This window comes from Salimicrobium flavidum (assembly GCF_900156645.1).
Classification (GTDB): Bacteria; Bacillota; Bacilli; order Bacillales; family Halobacillaceae; genus Salimicrobium; species Salimicrobium flavidum.
This window is the reverse complement of sequence record NZ_FTOC01000012.1, coordinates 46,591-59,067: the sequence shown is the minus strand read 5'-3', so window position 1 is coordinate 59,067 and position 12,477 is coordinate 46,591. Positions and strand designations below refer to the sequence as shown.

The window sequence follows — 12,477 nt, the reverse complement described above, 5'->3', positions numbered from 1 at the left end:
GATGCCTCTGAGACGAAGAGGTTGATAGGTCCGGTGTGGAAGCGTGGCGACACGTGCAGCAGACGGATACTAATCCATCGAGATCTTCTCTATACAGTTGGTCGACTGTTTCTTATCCAGTTTTGAAGGGTCACCCTTCATTCGATGTGGTGGCGATAGCGAAGAGGTCACACCTGTTCCCATGCCGAACACAGCAGTTAAGCTCTTCCGCGCCGATGGTAGTCGGGGTTACCCCCCGCGAGAGTAGGGCGCTGCCACATTGTGAGAGCCCAGAGGCCACCCCCTCTGGGCTTTTTTTGTACAGGTATAAATGAAAATGAGCACTTCATCGTTTATAATTCAATATAGGAGTGAATTACATAGCCCGAAAAGGAGGGAGAGCAGGATGGAAGAAGTGAAACAATTTTTTTTGAACATGATAGATGACGATTTTGATAAATTCACGGTCCGTCTCGTTATCGCTCTTTTTCTATCAGGTCTTATAGGTTTTGAGAGAGAATTAAAAAAACATTCTGCCGGATTCAGAACTCATATTCTTGTAGGAGTAGGAGCATGTCTGATGATGTTGCTTTCTTTGTATGGATTCGAGGAATATATTCAGAAATATGATAACATCCGTTTTGACCCTGCCCGTATTCCGTCTTATGTTATAAGCGGCATCGGCTTTCTCGGCGCTGGTACGATCATTGTGCATGGCAGTACGATACGGGGATTAACGACTGCTGCTTCCATCTGGACAGTGGCGGGAATCGGGCTTGTTGTAGGAGCTGGTATGTATGATGTGGCTGTTCTTTCCACTGTGCTTGTCCTCATAAGTCTGATTGTTTTGAATAATGTAGAGGAGAAGTATCTCAAGAATGTAGGAAAAGGAGCTTATTACATCACGATGAAAAACCAGGGGGATGTAAAAGAAGTTTTTGAATTACTTGATAATCTACAGGTGGAGATAGAAAAAATGGAAGTGAAAAAGGAAGAGGAGATCCGGATTATATTACAGCTGGCGAAGAACAACACGATTAACGATGCCACGTTGTTAGAGGAATTAGGGAAATTGGACGGGGAGATTTCAGTTTCTCATAATTTTTAAAAAAGCCTGGGAAAGGCTTTTTTTTAAGCTCTTTTATCATACATTGTTGATACAGGTGGAAGCTTGCCGTGGTCATTTCGGAAGCTCTGCACAGAGGAATTCACTGTTTTTTTAGTCCATGTTAGGTTTATTCTTCGTACTGAAAGCACAAGGGCTTTGGCAGTGTGCCCTTCTACTAAGCAGTGAACATCAGACGCTATACAAAAAAGAAAGTTTCAAGATGAGCAGATTGCAACTGATCCGCGGGGCGGAGGGTTATATCCGGCAAACTTTCATCAGATAATGTTGCCTGACGTTCACTATTTTTTCTGGGAACCACCGGAGAAATTCTGTTTTACTTTTACCTTAATAAGGGAACGGGAGAAGTGTAATCAAAATAGTTGAATGATGAATAATTTTGAGTATAATAAAATTAAAGTCAAAGATAGTCAAAGTCAAAAGAGGAGGAGGGAGACATGCGGAATATATCTGACGTCATCGAAGAGTATTTGAAAAACATACTTAAAGATAACCCGCACCAGGTCATTGAAATAAAACGAAGTGACCTGGCTGAACAATTTCAGTGCGTTCCTTCTCAAATCAATTATGTGATTAAAACACGTTTCACTGTGGAAAAAGGGTATATAGTTGAAAGTAAAAGGGGCGGCGGGGGTTATATACGTATTCGCCGTATCCAGCATCTGGATCATTCCCAGCTGATTGATGAAATACTACTTCTTATACAGCCGGAAGTTTCTCAATCGAGAGCGACGGACGTAATTGAGAGACTGATTGAAAATGATATTATCACGACACGGGAATCGGAACTGATTTTAAGTGTCATCGACCGAAAAACTTTAGCTTTTCCTTTACCGTTTCGGGATGAAATACGTTCGAGGATTATGACAGCCATGTTGTCCATCCTTAAATATAAGTAACGGAAGGAGTGACCTGCTATGCAATGTCAACGATGTCAGGAACGCCCTGCCACCGTTCATCTCACCCAAGTGATCAATGGAAAGAAAAACGAAGTCCATTTATGCGATCAGTGTGCGAAAGAACAGGGGTACATGAACTATGAAGAAGAAAGTTTTTCATTGAACGATTTGTTGTCCGGACTCTTCCACATGGAAGGCGGTAAAAGTTCAGAATTATTCAAAGAGAATAAAAAGCCAAAAGCGGATCTTCAATGCCCTACGTGCGGCCTTACTTATCAGGAATTCACGAGGTCCGGAAAATTCGGTTGTGCCACTTGTTATGAAACGTTCAACGAGCGCCTGAACCCTGTGTTGAAAAGAGTTCACAGTGGAAACACGAAACACCACGGAAAGATTCCAAAACGTGCCGGTGGTAATCTCAATGTACGAAAAGATATTGAAAGGTACAAAGAGAGTCTTCACCAGTTAATAAAGCAGGAAGAATTCGAAGAAGCAGCGAAAGTAAGAGATCAGATCAAAACGTTGGAAGAAGAATTGAATCAGGGAAAAGGCGGTGATTCCTGATGTCTCTGGAAAAATTCATGAATGAAGCGATCAGTCCATGGATGCGCCATGAAGGCCCTGATAGTGACATTGTACTCAGCAGTCGTATAAGGCTGGCAAGAAATTTCTCTTTAGAACCGTTTCCGACTGTAGCAGAAGAAGGCCCACTTGAAGATGTCCTGTCTTTCATGGAAGATAATTTCACAAATGTTTCTTTCCGTGATTATGAAAGGTTTCAGATGGTGAAAATGAAAGACCTGGAACCGATAGAGAAAAGAGTGCTTGTCGAAAAACACCTGATCAGCCCACACCTTGTCGAAAATGCGGAGAGCGCTGCGACGATTATCAGTGAGAATGAACAAGTGTCTATCATGGTGAATGAAGAAGATCACATCCGTATCCAACTTTATTTTCCGGGGTTCCAACTGGATAAAGCGCTGGAGCAGACATCTCAGCTGGACGATTGGCTGGAGGAGAAAATCGATTATGCCTTCGATGAAGAGCGCGGATATTTGACGGCATGTCCTACAAACGTAGGCACGGGAATGAGAGCATCTGTGATGATGCATCTCCCTGCATTGGCGATCACCCAACAGATGAGCAGGATGACTCCGGCCATCAATCAATTGGGACTCGTAATCCGCGGTATTTATGGAGAAGGTAGTGAGGCTGTAGGAAATCTTTTTCAAATTTCCAATCAGATTACTCTAGGAAAATCCGAGGAGGATATCGTAGAAGATTTGCATAGTGTCGTTCGTCAGCTTATCGAACAGGAACGTAAAGCGAGACAGACGTTGCTGAACCGTTCTCCGGTTCAGTTGGAAGACCGTATCTTCCGGTCCTACGGTTTGTTGAAACATAGCAGAGTGATTACGTCCAAGGAAGCAGCAAGCTGTCTTTCGGACTTGCGTCTTGGTATTGATCTCGGTTTCATCAAGGATATCCCGCGCACGATTTTGAATGAATTGATGGTGCTTACTCAGCCCGGGTTCTTGCAGCAATATGCCGGGGAGGCTCTAGGAGCCGGTGAACGGGATATGAAAAGAGCAACGCTGATAAGAGAACGGATAAATCTTGAAGATGAAGACTAATAAGGGAGGTAACACATTATGATGTTTGGTAGATTTACGGAAAGAGCACAAAAAGTCTTGGCTTTGGCGCAGGAAGAAGCAGTTCGTCTTGGCCACAACAATATTGGTACAGAACACATTCTGCTTGGACTTGTGAAAGAAGGGGAAGGCATTGCTGCTAAAGCTTTGACTGCTCTTGGACTTGAAGCGGAAACAATTCAGACAGAAGTAGAGAATTTGATCGGTAAAGGGGAGAAGGTTTCTCAAACGATTCATTATACCCCTCGTGCCAAGAAAGTCATTGAACTTTCTATGGACGAAGCCCGTAAATTGGGACATTCTTATGTAGGAACGGAACATATCCTGCTTGGACTGATCCGCGAAGGTGAGGGTGTAGCAGCGAGAGTTCTCAATAACCTTGGCGTGAGCCTTAACAAAGCCCGTCAGCAGGTATTGCAACTGCTCGGCAATAACGAATCCACCGGTGGACACCAAGGCCGTCGTGGAGGGAATCAGGCCAGCTCGGGTACGCAAGGTGGCGGCCAGAACACACCAACACTAGACTCTCTGGCCCGTGATTTGACATCGGTAGCGAAAGAAGGAAATATCGACCCGGTGATAGGGAGAAGCGAAGAGATTCAACGTGTGATTCAAGTCCTCAGTCGACGCACAAAGAATAATCCGGTGCTTGTCGGTGAGCCTGGTGTCGGTAAAACAGCAATTGCAGAAGGATTGGCGCAGCAGATCATCGATAATGAAATCCCTGAAATTCTGCGGGATAAACGAGTGATGACGCTTGATATGGGGACGGTAGTAGCCGGAACGAAATATCGCGGTGAATTCGAAGATCGTTTGAAGAAAGTGATGGAAGAAATTCGTCAGGCCGGCAATATCATCCTTTTCATCGATGAATTGCATACCTTGATCGGAGCCGGCGGTGCAGAAGGCGCTATCGATGCTTCCAACATTCTTAAACCTTCTCTCGCCCGTGGAGATCTGCAGTGTATCGGTGCTACTACGATGGATGAGTATCGTAAATATATCGAAAAAGATGCTGCTCTTGAACGCCGGTTCCAGCCGATTCAGGTAGACGAACCGACTACTGAAGAGTCTACTCAGATTCTCCAGGGACTGAGAGACCGTTATGAAGCTCACCACCGCGTTACGATTACGGATGAAGCTATTGAAGCGGCAGTCCGTTTTTCCGATCGTTATATCACGGACAGATTTTTACCGGATAAGGCGATCGACCTGGTTGATGAGGCTGCTTCTAAAGTACGCTTGCGTTCCTATACGGCTCCACCGAACTTGAAGGAGCTTGAGCAGAAGCTTGAAGAAGTCCGCAAAGAAAAAGATGCCACTGTGCAGAGTCAGGAATTTGAAAAAGCGGCTTCTCTTCGTGACAATGAACAGAAATTAAGAGATGAATTGGAAGAGACGAAGAAAGAGTGGAAAGAGAAGCAGGGACAGGAAGATGCAGAAGTCACTATGGAAGACATCGCTTCTATCGTTTCTACATGGACCGGAGTCCCTGTGAAGAAAATGACGACAGAAGAAAGCGAACGTCTCCTTAATCTCGAAGATACGCTTCACAGTCGTGTAATCGGGCAGGATGAAGCGGTACACTCCGTATCTAAAGCAATACGCCGGGCTCGTGCCGGTTTGAAAGATCCAAAACGCCCAATCGGTTCCTTCATCTTCCTTGGTCCTACAGGGGTAGGGAAAACAGAGTTGGCCCGTGCGCTCGCAGAGAGTATGTTCGGTGAAGAAGATGCGATGATTCGTGTAGACATGTCCGAGTACATGGAAAAACACAGTACGTCCCGTCTTGTAGGTTCTCCTCCAGGGTACGTCGGCTATGAAGAAGGCGGTCAACTGACTGAAAAAGTTCGTCAGAAGCCTTATTCAGTCGTCCTGCTCGACGAGGTGGAAAAAGCACACCCTGATGTATTCAACGTATTGCTTCAGGTGCTTGAAGATGGTCGTCTTACAGATGGTAAGGGACGGGTCGTCGACTTCCGTAACACCGTATTGATTATGACATCGAACGTCGGCGCCCAGGAGCTGAAAGATAATAAATACGTCGGTTTCTCGATGGGAGACAAAACCCAGGATCACAAAGATATGAAATCGAAAGTGACGGAAGAACTGAAGAAAGCATTCCGTCCTGAGTTCCTGAACCGTATTGATGAAACGATTGTTTTCCATGCGCTGGAGAAGAAACACATGAAAGATATCGTTACGCTTATGGCAGAACAGCTGAGAGTTCGTCTGCTCGAGCAGGAAATCGACTTTACTCTGACAGACAAAGCGATCTCCCACATTGCCGAAGAAGGGTTCGATCCGGAATATGGAGCCCGCCCACTTCGTCGTTCTCTTCAGAAAAACGTGGAAGATCTGTTGTCCGAGGAATTGCTTAAAGAATCCATCCACAAAGGTCAGAAGGTTACGATTGATCTGGATGAAGATAATCAATTTGTCGTTTCCACGGAAAAAGCGGAAGCATAATTTTGAAATCGGAAGGCGAATGCCTTCCGATTTTTTCATTTCTGCTTCATACTTATACATAGGAAAGCATAATTAGGAGAACTCCGCTTTTCTAGTCTAGCTTCGTTCTCCAGAAGCCCGTGTTCTAAGTTGATTATTTATCTCTACGGGTGGAATCTTGCCGCGGGCATGACGTCAACTACCGGAATCTCACTAGGTTCGATTCCGGTGATTTTCCGTTCATGCTTTTCCCGCAGGCGTCTCCACCCTTCGTTCCAAAATCAACAACCGGCCTTAACAGAGTCTTCAGGAAAAATCACCTGAAAAGAGAAGCCCTGCTTAGCTCAGGGCTTCTGAACAAGAGAACTCCGCTTTTCTTGTGTCTAGCTCCACCATTCAGAAGCCCGTAAGATAAGCGGCCACCCCTGTTTCGGGGAATTTCACCCGAAGCCAGATGCGTCCACTTATCTTAGAGCTTCTAAACGAATGGTTCCGCTTTTCTAGTCTAGCTTCAGCTTCCAGAAATCCTTGTCACAAGCAGTCCGGATCAGAGAAAGGAAGCCCATCTTCCATCTGCCCGTTCTGCTTGTGTCAGAATTTCTGAACGGAAGCTTCCGCTTTTCTTTTATCGTAAGGAATTTTTAACAAAATTGAAATTGTGATGAAACTTATCGAAAGTAGTTTTCGTATATAATAGATGATGAGGAGAGGTTTATCGTGGCAAAGAAAAAAACGGTATTCGTCTGTCAGGAGTGCGGGAACGAGTCCCCGAAATGGATGGGGAAATGCACGGCCTGTGGACGTTGGAATACATTCGTTGAAGAGACGGCGATTACCGGAAAGAGTAGTCGTCATACGTTTCAGGTAGATAATGAGAACAGATCCAAGCCGCAACGGATCACTTCGGTGGAATTGAAAGAGGAATCGCGTATAGAAACGGCGATGCCTGAGTTCAACAGAGTCCTTGGTGGAGGGATCGTAGGCGGCTCACTGGTTTTGATTGGGGGAGATCCGGGTATTGGGAAGTCAACTCTATTACTCCAGGTATCCTCTCAATTAGCTGACAAAAACCTTCCTGTCCTCTATATCTCTGGGGAAGAATCAACCAAACAGACGAAGCTGCGTGCCGATCGTTTAAATGTCACGTCGGATCAGCTTTATATTCTGGCAGAAACCAATATGGAACATATCGTTTCTCACATCGAGGACGTTCAGCCGAAGTTTCTTGTCGTAGACTCCATTCAGACTGTGTACAAAGAAGAAGTCACTTCGGCTCCCGGGAGTGTCTCCCAGGTGCGTGAGTGTACCAGTGAATTGATGAGAATCGCTAAAACAAAAGGTATCCCCATTTTCATCGTTGGACACGTAACGAAAGAAGGATCGATCGCAGGCCCCCGCCTGTTGGAGCACATGGTAGATGCTGTCCTCTATTTTGAAGGGGAACAGCATAACACATTCCGTATTGTTCGCAGTGTGAAGAACCGTTTTGGGGGAACACATGAAATGGGTATTTTTGAAATGAAAGAGTCCGGACTGAAAGAAGTGCTCAATCCTTCTGAGATATTCCTCGAAGAGCGCTCAAAAGGGACGGCGGGTTCTACAGTCGTTGCTTCCATGGAAGGCACAAGGCCAGTGCTCGTGGAAATTCAGGCGCTTATTTCTCCGACTGCCTTCGGTAATCCGAGACGTATGGCGACAGGTCTTGACCACAGCAGAGTCCCTCTGCTTATGGCCGTGCTGGAGAAGAGAGCTGGTCTGCTTCTTCAGAATTATGATGCTTACGTGAAAGTCGCCGGCGGGGTGAAGCTTGATGAGCCCGCTATAGATCTCGGTGTAGCTGTGAGTATAGCTTCGAGTTTCCGGGATCAGGTTCCGAAAGCGACAGACATACTCATAGGTGAAGTAGGACTTACCGGAGAAATAAGGCGAGTCTCCCGTATTGAACAGCGGGTACAGGAAGCTGCGAAATTAGGTTTTTCCCGGGCTGTCATTCCTTCGAAAAACCTCGAAGGCTGGACGGTGCCGGATGATATAGAAGTAATAGGAGTAGAGACGATCAAAGAAGCGATGGAAGCTACACTCGAACAGTGATCCTTTATATTTGATGAAGGAACTGAAAAAATAAATAAAGACTAATGCTGCTGCGGGTGGAAAACGTAATTAGAGGAGGTGTTGAAAGTGTTAAGACGTGTAGTGCAATTATCTCTTTTGCTCACAGGAGGTACAATCGGATATCTGTATTTGCCGGAGATTTTCACGATCTTCGGAGGGGAGCTTCAACCATGGCTCCAGGAAATCATCGGGGCTGTTGTTGGCGCACTAATTTTGTTCTTATTAACTTTTTGGCTTGTTTCCCCGATTGTAAAGCTGTTGAAATGGACAGAGGATGCCCTGGTGGGGGCTCCGGTAGGTGAATTATTATTTGGAAGTCTCGGACTTATCGTCGGATTAGTCGTAGCTTATCTGATCAACACACTTCTATTGGATATTGAGATTCAGATTGTGAGTCAGCTGCTTCCGATTTTCGTAACTGTTCTTCTCGGTTATCTCGGCTTTCAGATAGGTTATAAAAGAAAAGACGAATTTATCAATCTCATCAGTATGGCGAGAAAAGAAAAAGAAGATACCAATCATGAATCGAAACAGGAAAAGGTCGAGGATAACAAAGGTAGTGAACTTATTCCTAAGAAGAAAATACTGGACACCAGCGTGATTATCGATGGAAGGATCGCTGATATTTGTGAAACGAACTTCCTGGAAGGAACCATCGTTATTCCTCACTTCGTATTGGAAGAATTACAGCACATCGCGGACTCTTCCGATGGTCTGAAGCGAAACCGTGGACGACGAGGGCTGGATATTCTGAACCGTCTCCAACGGGAAGTGCCGGTGAACGTTGAGATGTACGACGGTGACTTTGAGGATATTCAGGAAGTGGACAGTAAACTCGTAAAACTCGCCAAGGTGATGAACGGGATTGTCGTAACGAACGACTTCAACTTGAATAAGGTTTGCGAATTCCAGGGCGTACAGGTCCTTAATATCAATGATTTGGCCAATGCTGTTAAACCTGTTGTTCTGCCAGGTGAAGAAATGAAAGTACAGGTGATCAAAGACGGGAAGGAACAGAATCAGGGAGTAGCCTACCTTGATGATGGAACCATGATTGTAGTCGAAGAAGGAAAAGGGTTCATCGGAGACACCATCGACGTTATCGTTACAAGTGTGTTGCAAACTTCCGCCGGTCGCATGATTTTCGCAAAACCGAAATCGCTTGAAAAAGCGCTGTAAAAAAGGTATAAACGAATAAGAGATTATAAAAGTGATAACGTGAGGTTATCGCTTTTATTTTGGAATCGATACGCGGAGGAGACAGATGACGAATTATACAGTGGTTATTGTAGCAGCAGGACAGGGAAAACGGATGAATGCCGGACGGAATAAGCAGTTCCTTATGATAGGGGAACATCCTTTAATCGTACATACGCTTAAGGCTTTTACAGAAGATAAGAAATGCCGGGAGATTATCCTTGTTACAAATGAAGCGGACGAGAAAGATATGGAAGAGTTGATAATGCGTTATCATTTTCGTAAAGTTCGGGTTGTATATGGCGGAAAAGAACGTCAGGATAGTGTATACCAGGGACTTCTGGCGGTTTCGGACCCGAGTTGCCCCGTCCTGATTCATGATGGGGCGCGTCCTTTCGTAAAGAGGAAAAATGTCCATGAACTCGTAGAGAAAATTGAAGAATCGGGCGCAGCGTTGTTGGCTGTGCCGGTAACGGATACCGTTAAACAAATGAAAGACGGGAAGTTGGAAACGTTGAATCGGGATTATTTGTGGGCTGCACAGACACCCCAGGGATTCTCTTATGACATGATCAGACAAGCCCATGAAAAAGCTCGGGAAAACGGGTTTTATGCCACCGACGATGCGGCTCTTGCAGAGAGTTTCGGGCACAACGTTTCTATCGTACACGGGAATTATGACAATATAAAGATAACGACTCCCGAAGATTTACAGAAAGCTTCGGCTTACGTGAAAAAGTGACAAGGAGGCAGGGCAAATGGTCAGAGTAGGACAGGGATTTGACGTCCACCAGCTTACAGAAGGACGGAAATGTATTATTGGCGGCGTGGAAATTCCATATGAACGTGGGCTTGCGGGCCATTCGGACGCCGACGTGCTTTTGCATGCGATTTCCGATGCGATTCTCGGAGCTATAGGTAAAGGAGATATAGGGAAGCACTTCCCGGACACGGACCCCGCTTTTAAGGATGCTGATTCCAGGAAGCTATTACAAGAGGTCTGGAAGATAGCTGGAGAGGAAGGGTATGAACTCGGGAATCTGGATGCAACGATCATTGCCGAGGCCCCGAAGATGGCTCCCTATATTGATGATATCAGGACGAAGATTGCAGAACTTTTAGAGGTGGATTTTGCTCAGGTGAATGTAAAAGCGACCACTACAGAAAAACTCGGCTTCCCTGGACGGAAAGAAGGAATTGCGTCTCAGGCAGTCGTTTTATTGCAAAATAGTCCACAATCATCATAGAAAAATGATAAAATATTAAAAAGACGAACGGAAAGACAGGAAGGGGAAAAATCATGACTAATGAAGTCAGAGTACGTTATGCACCGAGTCCTACAGGATATCTCCATATCGGAAACGCACGTACAGCTCTGTTCAATTATCTGTACGCCAGACATAATGAAGGCACATTCGTGATCAGAATTGAAGATACAGATGCGAAAAGGAACGTAGAGGGCGGCGAGCAGAGCCAGCTTGATTTTCTGAAGTGGCTCGGCATCGAATGGGATGAAGGCGCCGGCCGTGGAGGCGACTACGGCCCTTATCACCAGATGCAGCGCCTGCACATCTATCAGCAGTACACTGATGAACTTCTCGAAAAAGGACTTGCCTATAAATGTTACATGACCTCAGAAGAGCTTGAAGAGGAGCGAGAAGCCCAAAAAGCCCGTGGGGAAGTACCTAAGTACTCGGGAGCGCACAGCAACCTGACGAAAAAAGAGCAGGAACAGTTTGAAGCTGAAGGCAGAGAGCCGAGTATCCGGCTCCGGGTTCCGGAGAATAAGACGTATACCTTCACGGATATAGTCCGCGGGGATATTTCGTTTGAATCCAGCGATTTCGGCGACTGGGTGATCGTGAAGAAAAACGGCACTCCGACGTACAATTTCGCTGTGGCAATCGACGATTATCTGATGAAGATTTCTCACGTTCTGCGCGGAGAGGAGCATATTTCCAACACACCGAAACAGATGATGGTATACGAAGCGTTCGGGTGGACGCCTCCGCAATTCGGGCATATGACACTGATCTTGAACGAAGACAGGAAAAAGTTGAGTAAACGGGATGAGCATATTCTCCAATTCATCAGTCAGTATCACGAACGGGGCTATCAACCGGATGCTTTGTTCAACTTCATTACGCTGCTTGGCTGGTCGCCGGTAGGAGAGGAAGAGCTCTTTTCCAAATCTGAACTTATCGATATCTTCGATCAGGACCGTCTTTCAACATCTCCGGCAGTATTCGACCCTGCAAAACTCAAGTGGATGAACAATCAGTACATCAAAGAGTTATCGTTCGAAGAAGTGCTGGAACTGACGATTCCTCATTTAGAGAAAGCGGGCAGAATTTCCAAAGATCGTTCGGCTGATGACCAGAAATGGACCGAAGAACTGATCGGCCTTTATCAGCCACAATTGAATTACGGGGCAGAAATCGTTGAACTGACGGAACTTTTCTTCAGGGAAACGATCGATTATGATGAAGAAGCGATGGAAGTGCTTCGCGGGGAGCAGGTGCCGGAAGTGCTCGAGGCTTTCAAGCGTAATCTCCAGGAACTTGAAGAGTTCACCCCGGAGAACATCAAACCGCAAATGAAGGCTGTACAGAAGGAAACAGGCCACAAAGGTAAGAAATTATTCATGCCTATCCGGGTAGCGACTACCGGTCAGGCGCACGGTCCTGAACTGCCGAATGCTATTCATCTGCTAGGGTATGAAACAGTTGTAGCACGACTCGAGAAAGCACTGGAAGAATTGAAATAAGTAAGCTTTGTTAAGGTCTATTGTTGAGTGGAGAACGAATGTCCGACAGCTAAAGATCAAAAAGCTGATAAGAAAAAGCCTTGATGGGGAGAAGTAAGGAATCATCTCTTACACAGAGAGAGCCGGGGCAGCTGAGACCGGTTTTAGGAGATATTTCTGAATTGCACCCTTGAGCCTTCCGTCGAAAGCGAGTAGACGAAGCGGTTACTTCCCGTTATCGAAGAGAGAGGGAAAGAAGTTCGTTTCTTTCAAACAGAGTGGAACCACGCGGAAAGCGTCTCTGTGCTTATGGCACAG

At 45.7% G+C, this 12,477-nt stretch carries 10 protein-coding genes, 2 rRNA genes and 1 other annotated feature; all 12 genes read left to right on the top strand.

Going from position 1 to position 12,477, the window contains the following annotated elements; translation table 11 throughout:
• A 23S ribosomal RNA gene (locus tag BW944_RS13285) occupies positions 1 to 93 on the top strand; the annotation flags it as partial.
• A 52-nt stretch (positions 94 to 145) separates the two neighbouring features.
• Positions 146 to 260 (top strand): 5S ribosomal RNA (rrf, locus tag BW944_RS13280).
• A 155-nt stretch (positions 261 to 415) separates the two neighbouring features.
• Positions 416 to 1,087, top strand: a complete 672-nt coding sequence (locus BW944_RS13275) for an MgtC/SapB family protein (RefSeq protein WP_407690088.1) — start codon at positions 416 to 418, stop codon at positions 1,085 to 1,087.
• A gap of 455 nt (positions 1,088 to 1,542) precedes the next feature.
• Complete coding sequence (locus BW944_RS13270; protein ID WP_076560491.1) at positions 1,543 to 2,004, top strand: CtsR family transcriptional regulator; 462 nt, start codon at positions 1,543 to 1,545, stop codon at positions 2,002 to 2,004.
• Between the two features lie 18 nt (positions 2,005 to 2,022).
• Positions 2,023 to 2,568, top strand: coding sequence for a protein-arginine kinase activator protein McsA (locus BW944_RS13265; RefSeq protein ID WP_076560489.1), 546 nt, complete (start codon positions 2,023 to 2,025; stop codon positions 2,566 to 2,568).
• Positions 2,568 to 3,638, top strand: a complete 1,071-nt coding sequence (locus BW944_RS13260) for a protein-arginine kinase McsB (RefSeq protein ID WP_076560488.1) — start codon at positions 2,568 to 2,570, stop codon at positions 3,636 to 3,638. The genes BW944_RS13265 and BW944_RS13260 overlap by 1 nt, the downstream gene beginning before the upstream one ends.
• Before the next feature lie 18 nt (positions 3,639 to 3,656).
• Positions 3,657 to 6,125, top strand: a complete 2,469-nt coding sequence (clpC, locus tag BW944_RS13255) for an ATP-dependent protease ATP-binding subunit ClpC (protein ID WP_076560487.1) — start codon at positions 3,657 to 3,659, stop codon at positions 6,123 to 6,125.
• 696 nt (positions 6,126 to 6,821) lie between these two features.
• The gene (gene radA, locus BW944_RS13250) at positions 6,822 to 8,195 is read left to right on the top strand and encodes a DNA repair protein RadA (RefSeq protein ID WP_076560485.1); all 1,374 of its coding nucleotides are present in this window, start codon (positions 6,822 to 6,824) and stop codon (positions 8,193 to 8,195) included.
• Between the two features lie 87 nt (positions 8,196 to 8,282).
• The gene (locus BW944_RS13245) at positions 8,283 to 9,395 is read left to right on the top strand and encodes a PIN/TRAM domain-containing protein (RefSeq protein WP_076560482.1); all 1,113 of its coding nucleotides are present in this window, start codon (positions 8,283 to 8,285) and stop codon (positions 9,393 to 9,395) included.
• Positions 9,396 to 9,480: 85 nt separating this feature from the next.
• Positions 9,481 to 10,155: a 2-C-methyl-D-erythritol 4-phosphate cytidylyltransferase gene (ispD, locus tag BW944_RS13240; protein WP_076560479.1), complete on the top strand. Its 675-nt coding sequence runs from the start codon at positions 9,481 to 9,483 to the stop codon at positions 10,153 to 10,155.
• Positions 10,156 to 10,171: 16 nt separating this feature from the next.
• Positions 10,172 to 10,660 (top strand): 2-C-methyl-D-erythritol 2,4-cyclodiphosphate synthase, encoded by a 489-nt coding sequence (gene ispF / locus BW944_RS13235; RefSeq protein ID WP_076560477.1) that lies wholly within the window; start codon positions 10,172 to 10,174, stop codon positions 10,658 to 10,660.
• A gap of 53 nt (positions 10,661 to 10,713) precedes the next feature.
• Positions 10,714 to 12,180, top strand: a complete 1,467-nt coding sequence (gene gltX, locus BW944_RS13230; protein WP_076560475.1) for a glutamate--tRNA ligase — start codon at positions 10,714 to 10,716, stop codon at positions 12,178 to 12,180.
• 71 nt (positions 12,181 to 12,251) lie between these two features.
• Positions 12,252 to 12,465: a binding site (T-box leader), on the top strand.
• The last annotated feature ends 12 nt before the right edge of the window (positions 12,466 to 12,477 follow it).